Below are 18,244 nucleotides of genomic sequence, written 5' to 3'. Positions count from 1 at the left end.
AAAACCCCGGCCAAAGCCGGGGTTTTCAATCTTGGTGATCAATCGCAGAAACCGCTTATTCGGCGGCCGCCGGAGTGACTTCCGCCGGCTCCGGTTCGCTCCAGCTGAGCACCGGCTTGCGGGCGGCGCCGGTTTCGTCGAGACGGCGGCGCGGGGCCAGATAAGGTGCCCCGGAAAAGCGCTGGGTTTCGCCCCGCTTGGCGCTCATGACCAGATCGCGCATGGTGGCGACGAAAAGATCGAGCGCAGCCCGGCTTTCCGACTCCGTCGGTTCGATCAGCATCGCGCCATGCACCACCAGCGGGAAATACATGGTCATCGGGTGATAGCCCTCGTCGATCATCGCCTTGGCGAAGTCGAGCGTGGTCACGCCGGTGTCCTTGAGGAAGCTGTCATCAAACAGAACCTCATGCATGCAGGGGCGCTCGCCGAAGGGCAGGCTCATCAGGTCCTGCAGGCCGACACGCACATAGTTGGCGTTCAGCACCGCGTCCTCGGAGGCCTGTTTCAGACCATCGGACCCGTGGCTCATCATGTAGGACAGGGCCCGGACATACATGCCCATCTGGCCGTGGAACGCGGTCATGCGGCCAAAGGGCTGCTCACCCTCCGATGTCGCTTCCTCGGTCTCGACCAGTTCAAGGCCGTCATTGGTCCGGCGGATGAACGGCAGCGGCGCGAAAGGTGCCAGGCGTTCGGACAGGACCACTGGACCGGAACCCGGGCCGCCGCCGCCATGGGGCGTCGAGAAGGTCTTGTGCAGGTTGATATGCATGGCATCGACGCCAAGATCGCCTGGGCGGGCCTTGCCGACGATGGCGTTGAAGTTGGCACCGTCGCAGTAGAAATAGGCGTCCGCCGCATGGATCAGGTCGGCGATCTGCTTGACCTCGCGTTCGAACAGCCCGCAGGTGTTCGGGTTGGTCAGCATGATGCCGGCGATGTTGCCTTCATGCGCCGCAATGGTGCTTTTCAGCGCCTCAAGATCGACTGTGCCGTCGTCCTTGGCATCGATATTGACCACCTTGTAGCCGAGCAGTGCAGCCGTTGCCGGGTTGGTGCCGTGAGCGCTTTCAGGCACCAGCACGATCTCCGGGCTGCGGCCGGCGGCCGTGTGCGCTGCCTTGATGGCCATCATGCCGCAAAGTTCACCATGGGCACCGGCCTTCGGGCTCATGGCCACAGCGGCCATGTGGGTGGAGACCATCAGCCAGTGAGCCAGCTCGTCGATCAGTTCCAGCGCGCCCGGGACGGAGGAAACCGGCTGGAGCGGATGGATGTCGCCGAAGCCGGGCAGGCGGGCCATCTTCTCGTTGAGCCGCGGATTGTGCTTCATCGTGCAGGAACCGAGCGGATAAAGCCCGCTGTCGATTGCATAGTTGTTCCGCGACAGGCGCACGTAATGGCGCATCGCTTCCGGCTCTGCGAGACCCGGCAGGCCAATTTCGCCCTTGCGTTCAAATCCGCCGAGTTCGAAGTCTGCACCTTCGTCCTCGTCGAGATCCACACCGGTGGTTTCCAGCGAGCCGGCTTCAAAGATCAGCGGCTCTTCCATGTCGAGACCGCGATTGCCAGTGAACGTCTTCGGGCGGAAGCTGTCACCCGCGTCGCCCGCAGCGGTCGGGCGGCCTTGCGTGTTCATGCTCATGCCAGCACCTCCTTCAGCGCGCCAGCAAAGGCTGCGCGATCTTCATCCGTGTTGACTTCGGTCGAGGCAACGACCAGCAGGTTTTCCAGATCCTTGTTGCCCGGCTCCAGACGCGACACCGGCAGACCTGCCAGGACACCGTGCTCGGCGAGCTGTTCGACGACACCTTCTGCCGCCTTCGGCAGGGAAATGGTGAACTCGTTGAAATAGGCCTTGTTCAGCACATCGACACCCGGAACGCCGGCCAAGAGCTTCTTCAGCTTGACCGCATTGCCGTGGTTGATGCGCGCCAGTTTCGTCAGGCCCGCCTGCCCCAGCAGCGACATATGGATGGTGAAGGCCAGGCAACACAGTCCGGAATTGGTGCAGATGTTGGACGTCGCCTTGTCGCGGCGGATGTGCTGCTCACGGGTCGAGAGTGTCAGCACGTAACCGCGCTTGCCTTCGGCATCGACGGTCTCCCCGCAGAGACGGCCCGGCATCTGGCGGACATATTTCTGGCGGGTGGCGAAGAGGCCGACGTAAGGTCCGCCGAAATTGAGGCCGTTGCCGATGGACTGGCCTTCGCCGACCACGATGTCCGCGCCCTGCGTTCCCGGAGGCTCGATCAGGCCGAGGGACACCACTTCGGTAAAGACGGCAATCAACAGTGCCTTGTGCTGATGGGCCTTTTCGGCGATCGGCTTCAGATCGATCATCTGGCCGTAGAAGGACGGCGACTGAACCACGACACAGGAGGTCTCGTCGTCGATCTGGGAGAGGATGTCCTCGGTGCCGTTCGGATCGGCCGGCAGGCTGACAACCCGGTCGCCGGCCATGTGGGACAGGCCTTCCACCACTTCCCGGTACTGCGGATGCAGTCCGCCGGACAGCACCGCCTTGTTGCGCTTGGTGACCCTGTGCGCCATCAGCACGGCTTCGCCGGTGCCGGTAGAACCGTCATACATGGAGGCGTTGGCAACATCCATGGCGGTCAGGCGCGCGACCTGGGTCTGGAACTCGAACAGGTACTGAAGCGTGCCCTGCGTAATTTCCGGCTGGTACGGCGTATAGGACGTCAGGAACTCGGACCGCTGGATCAGGTGATCCACGGTCGCCGGCACGTGGTGCTTGTAGGCGCCGGCGCCGACGAAGAACGGCACGGAGCCGGCCGAGGTGTTTTTCGCGGCCATGGCCGAGAGCTTGCGCTCCACTTCCATTTCGCTGGCCCGTTTCGGCAGGTCCAGCAATTCCTTCATGCGGACATTTTCCGGAATGTCCGCAAACAGGTCATCGATCGAGTTGACGCCGATCCGCGCGAGCATGTCGCTGCGGTCGGTATCATTCAAAGGCAGGTAGCGCATCAGGCAGCTCCCATGGGTTTGAGATGCTTTGCAAACGAGACCGGATGTCACCGGTGTCTTCCTGGCCAGGCGCAGAGCCGAGCCGGGACCCACTCGTTCGCTGAGCGGTTCATTTGATCCGGGCCGGACAGCATTTCGCAGTTCTGGGCGAAAATCGCTGCGGCCGCTTGATGGGCAAGTAGGCCCCGGATCTCAGCTGCGCTTCGTCCGGGGTGACACGGAAATTTCCGCTGTCCTACTGCTCCGTTTCGTTACGGCGCGACCAGACGGAGCGGTTCGGGCTCCATCTTGATCTCGCAATTCACCGAATTGGCGATGAAGCAGACTTCATGTGCCTTTTCGTGCAGGTCGGTCAGCCAGGTCGGGTCCGGTTCCTCGCTTGCAACGAGCGTGACTTCGGGTCTCAGCACCACCTTTGTGATGGCCATCTTGCCGCGGGCGACGCGGCTCAACTCGCCATAGGCATTGTCGCGGTAACTGGAGACAACGAAGTTCGCCCGCCGGGCGAGATCCAGGAAAGACATCATGTGGCAGGAGGAAATCGCTGCCACAAAAGCTTCTTCCGGATCGACGGCGGCTTCAATGGAGTGCGGCAGGGGCACCACGGTGGGAGACGAGCTGGCGGGAACTTCCAGCCCGCCGTCGAAACGCCAGATATGGCCGCGTGAATAGGCATTGCCGGCATAATCGCCGTCAACCGCCCACTCGATCTGTGCCGTGTAGTAATGCCCCGCCATGGATTAAAGCGTCTCCACGTAGGCCTTGTAGGCGGCTTCGTCCAACAGGTCGGAAAGCTGACCCGAATTGCCAACCTTCATCTTCAGGAACCAGGCAGCCCCTTCCGGATCTTCGTTGACCTTGGCGGGTTCGTCCGTCAGAGCGTCATTTGCCTCAACCACTTCGCCGTCGATCGGCGCATAGACTTCACTGGCAGCCTTGACCGATTCAACCACAGCCGCTTCGTCGCCCTGGGACAGGGATTTGCCGGCTTCCGGCAGTTCAACGTAAACGACGTCGCCAAGCTGCTCCTGGGCATAGCCGGTGATGCCGATGGTCGCGACATCGCCGTCAACGGAAATCCACTCGTGGTCCTTGGAATAGTAAGTTGTCATGTGTTTCACGTCCGTTTTCTGGAAAGACTCAAGCTTTTGGTTTGCGGTAGTAGCGGTTCGGCACGAAAGGCATATCGGCAACTGTCGCCGGCAGACGACGGCCACGCACAACCAGCTCCAGCGCGGTACCGGCTGCAGCATGTTCTGCAGGCACGTATCCCATCGCGATCGGGGCTCCGACGGTCGGTGCAAATCCGCCTGACGTTACCGTGCCGATCACCGGTCCATCGGGAAGAGCGATTTCAGCCCCTTCCCGGGCAGGCGCCTTGCCGTCGAGACGAAGTCCCACACGAACGCGGCCCGGTCCGTCTGCAAGTTCGCGCTGGATCCGGTCTGCTCCGGGAAATCCGCCTTCTTCGCGGCGGCGTTTCTGCATGCAGAACGTGATCGCGCCTTCCACCGGGGACGTCGTCTCGTCAATGTCATGGCCATAAAGGCAAAGACCCGCCTCAAGGCGCAGGCTGTCACGGGCACCAAGGCCGATCGGCTCGACACGCTCATCAGCGAGCAGTGCCCGGGCGATTGCCTCGGCAGCACCGGCAGGAACGGACATTTCGACGCCGTCCTCACCGGTGTAGCCGGCACGGGCGATGTGACAGTCGATGCCGTCAAATTCCATGGAAGACGCGGACATGAAGGCCAGGTCGGCCGCCTTCGGCGCATGTGCGGCAACCGCTGCCACGGCTTCCGGCCCCTGGACGGCGATCAGGGCGCGGTCTTCAACCACTTCCAGGCGCACGTTTTCAGGAAGGTTCTGCCGGAAGTGGGCGTAATCGACATCCTTGCGCGACGCATTGACGACCAGCATCAGTCGGCCGTCATCTTCTTCGGAGACCGAACGGGTCACCATCAGGTCGTCGATGATGCCGCCTTCGGAATTCAACAAAACGGTGTAGCGCTGCCGTCCAAGGCCGAGTTCCACAAAGTTTGAGGGGGTCATTGCCTCAAGCGCACGCGCGGTGGTCTCGTGATCCGGCCCAACCAGGATCGCCTGTCCCATATGGGACACGTCGAACAGGCCCGCCCGGGTGCGCGTCTGCTGGTGCTCGGCCATGATGCCGGCCTTGTACTGCACCGGCATGGCATAACCGGCGAACGGCACCATGCGGGCGCCAAGCTCGACATGAAGGTCGTGAAGAGGCGTTTGTTTCAGATCTGTCTCTGCAACGGGTTCCGCCATGAACGGTCCTCGTGTTCGGGGTTGCGCAGTCCCAGACCGGCCTTCAAAAGACCCAGGTCTGTCTGCACCCCCTCTGTCCGAGTACCTGAGAGATTTCCCTTCAGGCGCGTCGCGCCTTCCGGTTACTCCTTCGGTGAGCAGTCCGCGAAACGACTGTGCGGAGCACTGCTTTCCAGAGCGTTTTGGCCTGTGCGGTCCTTCTGCCTGAGAGTTTCCGGGGCGGTTGCTCCTTCGGCGCCGGTATCCTTTCACCCGGCCTCTCCCGCACATGCGCAAGCATGTTGCCACGCCAATCGGGGGACGACCCCGACTGGGACGCGATTGTGAGAGCCGGACATGCTCTTGTCAATATGCGACATGTCCGACAAGTCGTTTTGTCAAGACGGCCTGTTCAAGTCCGGGACAACATCACGCTCAACGACGGCGGCCTTCGTCGAAACCGAACACGATCTTCACGCTGGCTCCCGCCGGAATGACGAACTTGTTTTCGATCAGCGTCCACGTTTCGCTCGGCGCCCCGGCCCCCAGCGTGACCGGCACCTTGAGCAACTCCGAGGAAAGGGGTTTGGCGTCACTCCCACCTGGCATGATTGCAACCCGGATCGGCAGAACGACCTCACCGCCCTTCCAGGCCGGACCTGTCGTCACATCCCCGGAAAGGCCGATCTTGACCCGTCTGGACCCGTCTGGTTCCTGCGTGCAGGTATTGGCCCAGTCCTCGATCGTCGCCTGATAAAGCAGGCCTTGAGGATCATTGTCCTTGCCGCGCACATGCTTCGTGATCAGGAACGTATTCGACTTCAGCTGCAGGGGAGGACAAGGGACCGGAGGTCCGAACGTGTCCGGCGAAATCTCGATGGGTTCCTGGCCGCCCGCGATGATCTTGCCGGCGACGCCGTCGGCGCTCCCGCATCCCGCCAGTGCTGCCGTCAAAAGGCCCACGGTCACAATTGCCTTCAGGTTTCTGCCGGTGACGGCGGGAATCGCACTGCTCATCGTCTATCCATATTCATGCACACATTACGGCGGAGCTTCATAGCAGCTGCCGAATTGCTTGGCGAGACTTGTTCAATGCAAACCTTGAACCAGCCGAATGTGGCTGAATTGGTGCGCAGTTCGCCGCGCCTCCCTTGACAGAAGCAGCCTGCCTGCCCTTATAGCGTCAAGAACGAATGTCGAAAGCATCCATGACCGAGACAAGACAAGAGCATCCTACCCTGACCATCCGGCTCTGCGCTCCGCGCGGATTCTGCGCCGGTGTGGATCGGGCGATCCAGATCGTTGAACTTGCACTGGAAAAATACGGCCGTCCCGTCTATGTGCGCCACGAGATCGTGCACAACAAGTTCGTGGTCGACGGCCTGAAAGCCAAAGGTGCCATCTTCGTCGAAGAGCTGGAAGAAATTCCGGCTGAAGATGCCAGCCGGCCGGTGATCTTCTCGGCCCATGGTGTGCCGAAGTCCGTTCCTGCGGATGCGGAAGCCCGCAACATGTTTTTCCTGGATGCGACCTGCCCGCTTGTCTCAAAGGTCCACAAGGAGGCCGAGATCCACTTTCGGCGCGACCGAGAAGTGCTGCTGATCGGCCATGCCGGGCATCCTGAAGTCATCGGCACGATGGGGCAGCTTCCTGAGGGCACTGTCACCCTGATCGAAACCGAGGACGACGCAAGATCGTTCACACCCAAATCTGACCGGCCACTGGCTTATATTACCCAGACCACCCTCTCGGTGGACGACACCGCCGGTATCGTCGCGGCGCTCCAGGAACGCTTTCCGGAAATCGTCGCGCCGCACAAGGAAGACATCTGCTACGCCACCACAAACCGCCAGGAAGCGGTCAAGGCGGTAGCCCCGGAAGTCGATGCGATGATCGTTGTCGGCGCGCCGAATTCATCCAATTCCCAGCGATTGCGGGAAGTCGCTGAACGGGCCGGATGCAAAACGTCGGCTCTGATCCAGCGCGCAAGCGACATTTCGTGGCAGGATTTCGAAGGAATCAGCTCCCTCGGCCTGACAGCAGGTGCATCTGCGCCCGAGACTCTGGTAGAGGAAATCATCGGCGCGTTTGCGGAACGTTTTGACGTCACGGTCGAGACGGTACGCACCGCCGAAGAGACGATTGCCTTCAACCTGCCGCGGGAGCTGCGAGACGTGACCGTTTCCACCAGGGCGGCCAACGGATAACGCCATGGCTGTTTACACCGAAGTGACCGATGAGGAACTCAACGACTTCATCGGCGGTTATGATGTTGGCCGGCTGTTGTCTTTCAAGGGCATTGCCGAAGGCGTCGAGAACAGCAACTTTCTCGTTCACACGGACAAGGCCTCGTTCATCCTGACGCTTTATGAAAAGCGCGTAAATCCGGACGACCTGCCCTATTTTCTCAATCTCCTGCAACATCTGGCCGGCAAGGGCCTGTCGTGCCCGACACCGGTGGCCTCGCGCTCTGGCGACCTGCTTGGCACACTGGCAGGCCGTCCCGCCGCCCTCGTAACCTTTCTGGAAGGCATGTGGGTCAAACGTCCGCGCGCCGACCATTGCGCCGAACTCGGCAAGGCCATGGCCGAACTCCATATTGACGGCTCGGACTATGACGGGGTCCGCAGGAATGCGCTTGATGTCAGTGGCTGGCGACCGCTGTTCGACCAGTGTGGCGCGCGCAGTGACACGGTGCTGGAAGGCCTTGGCGCAGAGATCGGACAGGAACTCGATCATCTGGAGAAGGTCTGGCCCGGCGACCTTCCCTCCGGGGTCATTCACGCCGACCTTTTTCCGGACAACGTCTTTTTCCTAGGCAACGAACTGTCCGGCCTGATCGATTTCTATTTCGCCTGCAACGATGCCTTTGCCTATGACGTTGCGATCTGCCTGAACGCCTGGTGTTTCGAACAGGACCTGTCCTTCAATGTCACCAAGGCCAAGGCCCTTCTGAAGGGCTACAGCGCCGTGCGGCCGCTCACACCTGCTGAATATGATGCATTGCCGACCCTGTGCCGCGGGGCGGCTCTGCGTTTCCTGCTGACCCGGCTTTACGACTGGCTGAGTGTGCCGGAAGGTGCACTGGTAACCCCGAAAGACCCCATGGAATACGTCAAGAAGCTGCGCTTTCACCAGAGCGTTCAGTCGGCAGAAGCCTACGGATTGGCCCGATGAGCGACGACAACCGCGTCACGATCTATACAGACGGCGCCTGTTCCGGCAATCCGGGTCCCGGTGGCTGGGGGGTCATCCTGCGCTTCGGTGCGCACGAGAAGGAACTCCAGGGCGGAGAAGCGGAAACCACGAACAACCGCATGGAACTGACCGCTGCGATCGAGGCGCTCAAAGCGCTCAAGCGTCCCTGCGCGATCGACCTCTACACGGACAGCACCTATGTGCGCAGCGGCATTCGCGAGTGGCTTGCGGGCTGGAAACGGAAGAACTGGCGCACCTCGCAGAACAAACCTGTGAAAAACGCCGACCTGTGGCAAGCCCTTGACGCAGCGAGGGAACGCCACGACGTCACCTGGCACTGGGTCAAGGGCCATGCGGGCCATCCGGACAATGAACGTGCAGATGAGCTGGCGCGCGCTGGTATGGCCCCTTATAAGGGCGGCGGATAACCAAGGATCCTGTCTGTAAGCAGAGGGAACTGAGTGAGACTTTTCTGGCGTTCCGGTCCGGCTTCACCGCGCATGATCATGCCCGATCTTGCGGGAAAGGTGCTGATCATGGCCAACCCGACATCGGGCGGCTACAACGCCGAGTTTCTGGACGACGTCCGAAGACGTCTGGAAGACCTTGGCTGCAAAACGGAAATCCGGCTGACACGGCATGCGGGCGAAATCGGCGAACTGTGCTCAGATCCGGACCTGTGCGTCCGGACCCTTGTCATCGCGGGCGGTGACGGCTCGATCAACGAGGCACTGACCGGTTTTCAGGATCATCCCGACCCGCCGCAGCTCGCCGTCATTCCCTTCGGGACCGCCAATGTGCTGGCTCTGGAACTGGGCCTGCCGCGCAATCCAAGAGCGATCGCCGAGTTGATCTTTCAGGGCAAGACCCGGCCGCTTCATTTCGGCTTGGCCAACGGGCGTCCCTTCGTGCTGATGGCGTCAACCGGCTTTGATGCCGAGGTCGTGCATGCCGTACCGCTGACCTTGAAACGGCGCTTCGGCAAGCTTGCCTATGTCATCACCGCGCTCAAGACCGGTCTCCGACGCAAGAGCGCTGAGCTCAAGATCGAGCTGGACGGTGCCTGCCTGGCAGGGAAGTTCGCTGTTGCCAGCAATGCCCGCCACTATGGCGGACCATTTGTCATCTGTCCGGGCGGCGCCACGGATCCCGGTTTGCACATGCTGGTGCTGGAAAGAGACGATCCGTGGTCGTCCTTCTGTTACGGCATTGCCCTTTTGCTCGGACGGATCCACAAGGCGCGCGGTGCGTCCGTCACACCGTTCCAGCGCGCGCGCATTTCGGCAAAAGATCATGTGGCCGCCCAGGTCGACGGCGACCCCTTCGGCGCCACGCCGCTGGAAATACGGCAGACGGACAAGACAGTGCCGATCCTGGTGCCCTGAGGGGCAGCCAGTTGCAAGAAATTCGTAATCTCGACTGACTCCGCTCTCCTCGCCATTGCAGGGTTTTATCCTGCAATCCATGCCGTTGCCTTGCCCCAGCGACGGCCAAGCGACGCCCAAGCGATTGGAAGGGAAACGGATTGGTTCCCATGGTCAAGCCATGGGATGACGTATAACAGGTGGTCGTTGTCGGCAAATACGCTGGCTCTCTGGACCACTAGAGCACCGTAATCTAACTCAAGCCGTTTCCGCGGTCTCTGCCGGCATCTTGCGCAGGAGCCTCGTGGCTTCGTTGGCGGACATGGCCTCGCCGAAGAAGAAGCCCTGTGCGTATTCGCAGCCGAGCTGGTAGAGTTCCAGGGCGTCGTTTTCGCTCTCCGCGCCTTCCGCTACCACCGACATGCCGAGATCGTGCCCCATGGCCACCATGGTTCTCAGCAGGACAGGCCGCGCGGACGAACTGTTCGGCTTCACGAAGGACTGGTCGATCTTGATCGTGTCGAACGGGAAACGCTGCAGATAGGACAGCGACGAATGACCTGTGCCGAAATCGTCCAGCGACAGGCCTGCCCCAAGGCCGCGCAGGCGTTCCAACACCTTGGCGGAATATTCCGGATTGGACATGACCAGAGACTCGGTCAGTTCCAGCTTCAGCGTTCCCGGCACCACCGATGTGCGTGACAGAACTGCCTTCACATCATTGATCAGGTCCTGTTTCAGAAGCTGGCGGGACGACAGGTTGACCGAGGCAAAAAGCGGCCGCGGCAACGGGAATTCACGCTGCCAGAAGGCAAGCTGCTGCGCGCCCTTGTCGAGCATGTACATGCCAAGCTCGTTGATCAGGCCGGACTGTTCCGCGACGGGAATGAATTCCGAGGGAGAAATCTTGCCGCGTTTCGGATGGCTCCAGCGGGCCAGAACCTCGAAACCGGCAACCGCCTGGTCCTCCAGACGTATGATCGGCTGGAAGAAAACACCAAGCGTTTCCTTCTTGATCGCCTCGCGCAGGTCGGCTTCCAGGTCGACAATGTTCTTGTCGAGCGGGCGCAGGATCGGTCGGAACACTTCCTGGCGGTCCCCGCCGAGGCGCTTGGCATGGTTCAGTGCGATCTCGGCATTGGTGAGCATGTCCTCCACGCCCTGCTTGCCGCCTTCGTAAAAGGCGATACCGACGGAGCAGGTCAGGAAAATCTCTCGGTCGCCGAAAGTGATCGGCGCCCTGACCGCCTTGCGCAGGGCATCTGCCAGCGCAACGATCCGGTCCGGTTCCTGTTCAGACAGAAGCACCAGGCCATATTGGTCGCCCGACAGGCGGCCAAGCGTGTCCTGCTGACCGATCAGGCGGCCGAGACGCCGGGCTACGGTGAGCAGAATACTGTCGCCAGCCGACAGGCCGATGCTGTCATTGACCTGTTTGAACCGGTCGAGATTGAGCACCAGGATCGTCGGCTTGGCCGTCTCTTCCGCCTTGGCGCGCACCACGCTGGTGCGCAGGCGGTCGACGAACAGCTCCCGGTTCGGCAGGCCGGTCAGATTGTCGTGGACGGCATCATGCAACAGGCGTTCTTCGGCGGTGCGCTCCTCGGTCACGTCAAGCAGCGTACCGACGCAGCGGATCACTTCGCCATCGGACCCGATGATCGGCCGGGCGCGCAGGCGGAACCAGCGGAAATGCCCGTCTTCGGAGCGCAGCCGGAACGTCTGCATGACCTTGCCGCGCCGCTGGTCGATCACAGCATCGAGCGTCGCCCGGAACCGGTCCCTGTCCTGCGGATGCAAGATGTCGAGCCAGTCCCTCGCGGGACCTTCGAGCGTGCCGCGTTTCAGGTTGAGCAGATCCTCGACCTCGTTGCCCGTGTAGATACGGTCGCGGTCGATGTCCCAGTCCCAGATGATATCGCCTGCCCCCGTCAGCGCCAGCGCCTTGCGTTCGATGTCGGAAATCAGGCCTTGGGCGATCGCGCCGCCGGCAAAGGCGTGCTGCATCACCGTGAAGCCGATCAGCAGGACGATCAAAACGAGACCGCCGCCAAGCGCCGGCTGGACGATGTCGTTGGAGAGATAACCGGTAATCGTCATCGCCGCGCCCACCAGCCAGGCGATCAGGAGACACCAGGTCGGGATCAGCAGGATTGCCCGGTCATAGTGCTGGAAGGCCAGGACGGCGATGGTGACGAAACCGAGCAGACCGATGACGGCTAGCGACAAACGGGCAATGCCGGAGGCAACCGACGGATCCCAGACTGCGACCCCGAGAAGACCAAGGATCAGGATCAAGGTGGTCAGTGCCAGATGGGAATAGTGGATGTTCCAGCGATTGAGGTTGAGATAGGCATAGAGGAAGATGATCAAGCTGGCCGCCAGCATGACTTCGGCGCAGGCCCTTGCCAGCTGACTGCCGCCGCCTTCCAGATTGAAGACCATGCCCCAGAAGCCGAAATCGATGCATAAATAGGCCAGGACCGACCAGGCAAGAGCTGCTGTCGCGGGAAACATCACCGTTCCCTTGACCACGAACAAGATGGTCAGAAATAGCGCCAGGAGGCCGGAAATGCCCAGGATAATGCCCCGGTAAAGCGTATAGGCGTTGACCGTTTCCTCATAGACGTCCGGTTCCCAGATCCGGATTTCCGGCAGATTGGGTGTCGTCAGCTCGGCCACGAAAGTGACAATCGATCCCGGATCGAGCGTCACCAGAAAGACATCGGCTTCCAGGCTCTTTTGCCGTTCCGGCGCGATGCCCTGGCTGGGCGTGATCGCCGCAATGCGGGAAGAGCCGAGGTCTGGCCAGAACAGATCCGAGCCGACCAGCTTGTAATTGGGGGCAACGATCAAGCGGTCGATCTGGTTGTCGCTGGTGTTGGCCAGCGCAAAGACCACCCAGTTGGTATTGGCGCCATCGCGCGAGGGCACCTCGATGCGGCGGACGATGCCATCCGCACCGGGGGCTGTGGAGACCTGGAGACGCGTGCCGGCATCCCGGTGAAACTCAACGGAATTGGTGATATCGAGCGCCTCGATATCGATCGGCACGGGGATCGGTTCAAGTGCCCTGGCGGGCAGTGCCGCAGCCAGCATCACCACCATAAGCGACATGGCAATAACGACTTTGGCCAGCACGTTGCGGGCAGTATCCGGTCTCAGAAATGACATGAGGCGAAGAACTACCGGGTTGTGGCGCATGTCACAAGAATTCTTTCAAGATTCCCTCGACGCTCGGAGCGACTTTTGCGGGCCGCGACGCATGGTCTTCCGCCAAACAGGCAAACAGCAGATGATCCTGCCAGGACCCGTTAATCAACAGATAGTTGCGCGCATAGCCTTCCCGCTGAAACCCGGCATTTTCGAGGAGACGGATGGACGGCATGTTTGTCGGCAAACAGGCCGCCTCGATGCGGTGAAGGTTCAGAACGTCGAAACAAAACGGCAGGATCATGGCGACGGCTGCCGACATGTGTCCTTTTCCCGAATGGCGTTCGCCCATCCAGTAGCCAAGTGTCGCAGTCTGGCTGACACCGCGGCGGATGTTGCTGAGGGTCAGCCCGCCGAGTATTTCATCCGTCTTCGCCCGGAACAGCAGAAACGACAGGCTCCGGCCTTCCTTCCGGTCCCTGGCATACCGGCGCAGTCGCCGGCGAAACCCGGTCTTGGTCAGATCGTCGGAGGGCCAAAGCGGCTCCCACGGTTTGAGAAACGTCCGGCTTTCCTCGCGCAGAGCGGCCCAGGGCTTGAAGTCATACATGATCGGCGGGCGCAGATAGTATCCGCCCGCCTCGATCAGCAATTCGGCATCTGGTGATGCTCCCGGACGTAGCAGCGCCATGCCCCCGCTCTCCGCCTTTTCAAGGATCCGTTGCGACGTGCACGGATCTTACATGGATGCTGCCCGCAGAACAGGGCCTTGCTGCAGGCGGTCCGCGAGTTCGCTTCTGGTCATGATACCCTCAACCGGGCCGATCGCAGTCAGGGTCGGCTCGGTTCCCACAAATGTTTCCTGAGCGACCCGACGCAGATCCGCCGCGGTCACGGCTTCGATCTTGCTGGAAATCTCGTCCGGATCAAGCACCCGGCCATGAACAAGGATCTGACGGGCGATCTGACCGGCCCGGGCGGCCGGGCTCTCGAGCGCCATCATCAGGCCTGCACGGATCTGGGCGCGCGAACGGGCGACCTCTTCATCCGTGATCGTTTGCGTCGCCGAAATCAGTTCGCCGACAATCATCGGCATCAGGGCGCCAAGGTCTTCCTGGCTGGTGGCCGCGTGCAGACCGAAAAGACCAGTGTCGGAAAATGCCCAGTGGAAGCTGTAGATGGCGTAACACAGACCGTGCTTTTCCCGGATTTCCTGGAACAGCCTGGAAGACATGCCACCGCCCAGCACGGAGGCAAGGATCTGGATCGCATAATAGTCCTGAGACTTGTAAGGCCGGCCTTCGAAACCGATCAGCACCTGGGCTTCCATCAGTTCCTTCGGCCGAAGCGTCTCACCGCCGCAATAGTTGGCCGCCGCTTCCGTCGCCGCCTTCTCACCGCTGAACCCGCCGAATTTTTCACGCGCCAGCGCAACGAGATCATCATGGTCGACTGCGCCTGCCGCTGCCAGAACCATGTCGGGCGCCCGGTACCGTTCGCCAAGATAGGTGTTCAGCGCATCCCGGTTGAAGCCCTGGACCGTGTCCGGCGTGCCCAGGATGGGCCGGCCGATGGCCTGATCCGGCCAAGCGGTTTCCTGAAAGAGGTCAAAAGCCTGATCTTCCGGGGAATCGTTGGCAGCCCCGATCTCCTGAAGGATCACGTGCTGTTCCCGGGTCAGTTCCTGCGCGTCAAAGGTCGAATTCTGCAGGATATCGGCCAGGATATCGACGGCAAGCGGCGCGTCTTCGGCCAGGATGCGAGCGTAGTAATTGGTATGTTCGATGCTGGTGGACGCGTTGAGCTCCCCACCGACAGCTTCGATCTCTTCGGCAATGCCACGCGCTGTCCGGGTCTTCGTACCCTTGAAAGCCATGTGTTCCAGAAGATGGGTGATGCCATTCTGGTCGACGGTCTCCGCGCGCGAGCCTGTGCGCACCCAGACGCCAAGCGCCGCCGTTTTCAGATAGGGCATCTGGTCGGTCACGACCGTCATCCCGTTTTCCAGTACCGTTGTTTTTACATTCATATAGTCACACCCCAGCGGTGACGGCCCGGGCGTGTTCTTCGATGAAATGTTCCACCACACCCTGCTCGGCAGCCAATACCTGCTGACGCTCCTCCGCAGTCATCATGTCTTTCAAGTTTTCAGGCAGTTCCGGCCGCACCCCGGCGGCTTTTTCCACGGCATCCGGGAATTTCGCCGGATGCGCCGTTCCGAGCACCACCATCGGCGCCGATCCGTCGTCATGAGCCTTGGCGACATGCACCCCTATCGCCGTATGCGGATCCAGAAGGTAGCCTGCCTCGCGCCAGGTCTCGGCAATGGTTGCCGCTGTTTCGTCCTCGTCGCAGCGGCCCGCCCCAAAGACCGCCCGCATGTCTTCAAGCGGCCCGGCATCGATGGCGAAGCTGCCCGACTGGTTCAGCTGGTTCATCATACGCCGGATCGTCTCCCCGTCACGGCCACAGACTTCAGACAAGAGCCGTTCGAAATTGGAAGATACCTGAATGTCCATGGATGGGGAAATCGTGGGTGTAACACCCTTCTTCTCGTAGCGTCCGGTCTCCAGCGTGCGCGCCAGGATGTCATTGACGTTGGTCGCAACAACGAGCTTTTCAACCGGCAGCCCCATCTGCATGGCGGCATAGCCGGCAAAGATGTCGCCGAAGTTTCCGGTCGGCACCGTGAAGGAGATTTTCCGATGCGGCGCGCCGAGCGCGGCACCAGCCACGAAGTAATAAACGATCTGTGCCAGGATCCGCGCCCAGTTGATCGAGTTGACCCCGGAGAGCGCCACCCGGTCACGGAAAGAGAAATGGTTGAACATGCCTTTGACGATCGCCTGGCAATCGTCGAAGTTGCCGGTCAGGGCCAGCGCATGAACATTATCTTCCGTCGGTGTCGTCATCTGGCGCCGCTGGACACTGGAGACACGCCCATCCGGAAACAGGATGAAGATGTCGGTCCGCTCGCGGCCGCGGAAGGCTTCAATTGCGGCGCCACCTGTATCGCCGGACGTCGCGCCGACAATGGTCGCGCGCAGCCCGCGCTCGCTCAGGACATGGTCCATCATGCGGCCAAGCAGCTGCATGGCAACGTCCTTGAATGCCAGCGTCGGGCCGTGGAACAGTTCAAGGATGAATGTATTCGCGCCGGTCTGAACCAACGGCGTCACAGCCGGATGCCGGAAGCCGGCATAGGCTTCGTCGATCATGCCATTCAGCACATCTTCGGCAATCGCATCACCGACAAACGGGCGGATGACCTCCAGGGCAACGTCCTGGTAGGACTTGCCTGCAAAGGAAGCGATCGTGTCAGCATCGAATTGCGGCCAGGTTTCAGGAAGATAGAGACCACCGTCGCGCGCAAGTCCCTGTAGCAGGACATCCGAAAATTCCAGAACCGGGGCTTCTCCCCGCGTGCTGCTGTATTTCACCGCGCAACTTCCCTTTGTTTGTTCGTTGCGGGACGCTTGCCGCCCCCTGCCTGTCGGCCAGACCTTCAGACTACTTGAAACCCGGCAGATTTGAAACAATACATGCCATTCATGCGACTTACGCGCCATAACATTCAAGCGCAAGTCGCTTTTGGCTAAAATGATGACCGTAGGGGAACAGGAATGCGCCGCCGCGCAAAGTCCTAGGCGTGACCCGCGTCCGAGAACAGCATGGCCGGATCGATGCCGAGCGATCCGAGCGCCCGGTGCCATTTGGAGCCTGAATCGGTGTCGAACAGAATGTCCGGGTCAGCGGGTGCCGTCAGCCAGCCATTGGACTGGATCTCGGTTTCGAGCTGTCCGGGGCCCCAGCCGGCGTAACCAAGCGCAAGCATGGCCTGGGTCGGGCCATCCCCTTGCGCCAGAGCGCGCAGGATTTCCAGGGTTGCCGTCAGGCAGATCCCGTTGTCGATACTCAGCGTGGACTGGTTGAGCATGAAGTCGTCGCTGTGCAGCACAAAGCCGCGTTCGACCTCGACAGGCCCGCCCTTGTGGACATTCATGTCACGAATTTGCGGCGGAAGACGAATGGCACTCTCGTCATTGACGATATCCAGTTGAATGAGCAGTTCTTCCAGGGAGAGATGTCGCGCGATCTGGTTGACCACCAGGCCCATCGCGCCCTGCTCGGAATGCGAACACATGTAAATCACGGAATGTTCGAACCGGCTGTCTGCCATGCTCGGCATTGCAATCAGAAACTGTCCCTCAAGGGTGTCTGTTGCTTCGGTTCCTGCCATGCGTACCTCGTACTTGGTTGGCGCCCTCTGCCTGCCTTCAAGCATAACCCCATTGCCAGTCTTTGTTAACGGCTCTTTGGGGACAAGCGGTCTTTCGTCTTCACATCGCCGTCACAAGGTTATGACCCTCCAGAACCTTCTTGGCCGATGACGCTTGCCTGAAACTCGTGTAGCAAGATGACATGAAAATTCTGACCGCCATCTTTGTCGCGCTTGTAAGCTTGCTGCCTGCCGCCGCTCTGGCTGCCATGACCGACTGGACCGAAGTGAAGGGGGGCGCCGTCCGCCTGATTGCCGCCGGTCCATCGGAGGGCGGCCATTATCTTGCCGGGCTGGAGTTTCTGCTCGAACCGGGCTGGCACACCTATTGGCGCCACCCCGGCGAATCCGGTATCCCGCCGCAAATTTCCTTTCAGGGCAGTTCCAATCTGAAGGCCGTGGAAGTGCTCTACCCGACTCCGAAGCGCTACAGCGACGGTTTTTCGGAATCGATCGTCTATCACGACGGCATCGTTCTGCCGCTTAGGATTGAAGCGGAGGACGCGGCCCGGCCCGTCTCCGTGTCCATGGATCTGTTCTTCGGTGTTTGCAGCGATATCTGTGTTCCTGGCGATGCAACCATGACACTGGAGCTCCGTCCGCAAAGCGAGCGGGACGCCCTGGCAGAACGCCTGATCGAGCGGGATCTGGACACTGTCCCCACCCCTCAGGGCTCAGCTGGCCACGAGCAGCTGCGGGTAACTTCGGTGGCTCTGGACCCGTCCGGATCGCTTCGCATTGAGGCCGAAACCGGCGGCGCTGCAGAACCCGATCTCTTCGCGGCCGGGCCGGAAGGATCCTTTATCGGTCTGCCGAAACCCGCCGATGACCCCAATGGCACGTCGGTCTGGACGCTCTCCACCAAGGGGCTTGCCACCACACGGGAGGATCAGACCCTCAGGCTCGTTCTGACAGCCGGCGATCAAGCGGTGGAACATCTGGTCCCCATCCACCCGGACTGGGTTCGCTGACCGGTCTTGCTCTCCTT

At 61.0% G+C, this 18,244-nt stretch carries 16 protein-coding genes and 1 riboswitch; of the genes, 5 read left to right on the top strand and 11 right to left on the bottom strand.

Annotation, left to right across the window (positions count from 1 at the left end; translation table 11 throughout):
* Nucleotides 1–55: 55 nt before the first annotated feature.
* From gcvPB to ACO6TG_RS21560, 6 genes are all read right to left on the bottom strand, one after another.
* Nucleotides 56–1,648 carry an aminomethyl-transferring glycine dehydrogenase subunit GcvPB gene (gcvPB, locus tag ACO6TG_RS21585; RefSeq protein WP_422375085.1) on the bottom strand — a complete coding sequence of 531 codons (1,593 nt, stop codon included), beginning with the start codon at nt 1,646–1,648 and terminating at the stop codon, nt 56–58.
* The gene (gene gcvPA / locus ACO6TG_RS21580; RefSeq protein ID WP_422375084.1) at nt 1,645–2,991 is read right to left on the bottom strand and encodes an aminomethyl-transferring glycine dehydrogenase subunit GcvPA; all 1,347 of its coding nucleotides are present in this window, start codon (nt 2,989–2,991) and stop codon (nt 1,645–1,647) included. The genes gcvPB and gcvPA overlap by 4 nt, the downstream gene beginning before the upstream one ends.
* 251 nt (nt 2,992–3,242) lie before the next feature.
* Nucleotides 3,243–3,728 carry an OsmC family protein gene (locus ACO6TG_RS21575; protein WP_422375083.1) on the bottom strand — a complete coding sequence of 162 codons (486 nt, stop codon included), beginning with the start codon at nt 3,726–3,728 and terminating at the stop codon, nt 3,243–3,245.
* A gap of 3 nt (nt 3,729–3,731) precedes the next feature.
* Nucleotides 3,732–4,103, bottom strand: a complete 372-nt coding sequence (gene gcvH, locus ACO6TG_RS21570) for a glycine cleavage system protein GcvH (protein WP_422375082.1) — start codon at nt 4,101–4,103, stop codon at nt 3,732–3,734.
* 28 nt (nt 4,104–4,131) lie between these two features.
* Nucleotides 4,132–5,283 (bottom strand): glycine cleavage system aminomethyltransferase GcvT, encoded by a 1,152-nt coding sequence (gene gcvT, locus ACO6TG_RS21565; protein WP_422375081.1) that lies wholly within the window; start codon nt 5,281–5,283, stop codon nt 4,132–4,134.
* A gap of 182 nt (nt 5,284–5,465) precedes the next feature.
* Nucleotides 5,466–5,558, bottom strand: a riboswitch (glycine riboswitch).
* A gap of 139 nt (nt 5,559–5,697) precedes the next feature.
* On the bottom strand, nt 5,698–6,279 hold the full coding sequence (locus ACO6TG_RS21560; protein WP_422375080.1) for a hypothetical protein: 582 nt from the start codon (nt 6,277–6,279) through the stop codon (nt 5,698–5,700).
* A gap of 191 nt (nt 6,280–6,470) precedes the next feature.
* Between ACO6TG_RS21560 and ispH the strand changes: the two genes are divergently transcribed.
* From ispH to ACO6TG_RS21540, 4 genes are read left to right on the top strand one after another with little or no spacing between them, the layout of a single operon-like run.
* A complete protein-coding gene (gene ispH, locus ACO6TG_RS21555; RefSeq protein ID WP_422375079.1) occupies nt 6,471–7,469 on the top strand; it encodes a 4-hydroxy-3-methylbut-2-enyl diphosphate reductase in 999 nt (332 codons plus the stop codon).
* 4 nt (nt 7,470–7,473) lie between these two features.
* On the top strand, nt 7,474–8,439 hold the full coding sequence (thrB, locus tag ACO6TG_RS21550; RefSeq protein WP_422375078.1) for a homoserine kinase: 966 nt from the start codon (nt 7,474–7,476) through the stop codon (nt 8,437–8,439).
* Nucleotides 8,436–8,888 carry a ribonuclease HI gene (rnhA, locus tag ACO6TG_RS21545; RefSeq protein ID WP_422375077.1) on the top strand — a complete coding sequence of 151 codons (453 nt, stop codon included), beginning with the start codon at nt 8,436–8,438 and terminating at the stop codon, nt 8,886–8,888. Before thrB ends, rnhA begins: the two co-directional genes overlap by 4 nt.
* A 33-nt stretch (nt 8,889–8,921) precedes the next feature.
* Nucleotides 8,922–9,845: a diacylglycerol/lipid kinase family protein gene (locus ACO6TG_RS21540; protein WP_422375076.1), complete on the top strand. Its 924-nt coding sequence runs from the start codon at nt 8,922–8,924 to the stop codon at nt 9,843–9,845.
* Nucleotides 9,846–10,082: 237 nt separating this feature from the next.
* On the opposite strand, the gene ACO6TG_RS21535 is transcribed toward ACO6TG_RS21540, so the two are convergent.
* The 5 genes from ACO6TG_RS21535 to ACO6TG_RS21515 form a co-directional block, all read right to left on the bottom strand.
* Nucleotides 10,083–12,932: an EAL domain-containing protein gene (locus ACO6TG_RS21535; protein WP_422378931.1), complete on the bottom strand. Its 2,850-nt coding sequence runs from the start codon at nt 12,930–12,932 to the stop codon at nt 10,083–10,085.
* Between the two features lie 97 nt (nt 12,933–13,029).
* Nucleotides 13,030–13,668 (bottom strand): GNAT family N-acetyltransferase, encoded by a 639-nt coding sequence (locus ACO6TG_RS21530; protein ID WP_094074127.1) that lies wholly within the window; start codon nt 13,666–13,668, stop codon nt 13,030–13,032.
* A 48-nt stretch (nt 13,669–13,716) separates the two neighbouring features.
* Nucleotides 13,717–15,006 (bottom strand): M16 family metallopeptidase, encoded by a 1,290-nt coding sequence (locus ACO6TG_RS21525; RefSeq protein ID WP_422375075.1) that lies wholly within the window; start codon nt 15,004–15,006, stop codon nt 13,717–13,719.
* A 4-nt stretch (nt 15,007–15,010) separates the two neighbouring features.
* Nucleotides 15,011–16,417 (bottom strand): threonine synthase, encoded by a 1,407-nt coding sequence (thrC, locus tag ACO6TG_RS21520; protein WP_422375074.1) that lies wholly within the window; start codon nt 16,415–16,417, stop codon nt 15,011–15,013.
* Between the two features lie 203 nt (nt 16,418–16,620).
* A complete protein-coding gene (locus tag ACO6TG_RS21515; RefSeq protein WP_422375073.1) occupies nt 16,621–17,217 on the bottom strand; it encodes a YqgE/AlgH family protein in 597 nt (198 codons plus the stop codon).
* 182 nt (nt 17,218–17,399) lie between these two features.
* Here ACO6TG_RS21515 and ACO6TG_RS21510 point away from each other — a divergent pair, with 182 nt between their 5' ends.
* Nucleotides 17,400–18,227 carry a protein-disulfide reductase DsbD domain-containing protein gene (locus ACO6TG_RS21510; protein ID WP_422375072.1) on the top strand — a complete coding sequence of 276 codons (828 nt, stop codon included), beginning with the start codon at nt 17,400–17,402 and terminating at the stop codon, nt 18,225–18,227.
* The last annotated feature ends 17 nt before the right edge of the window (nt 18,228–18,244 follow it).

Source organism: Roseibium sp., from assembly GCF_965233565.1.
Classification (GTDB): Bacteria; Pseudomonadota; Alphaproteobacteria; order Rhizobiales; family Stappiaceae; genus Roseibium.
Note: the sequence above shows the minus strand (reverse complement) of the source record. Positions and strands in the feature narration are given on the sequence as shown.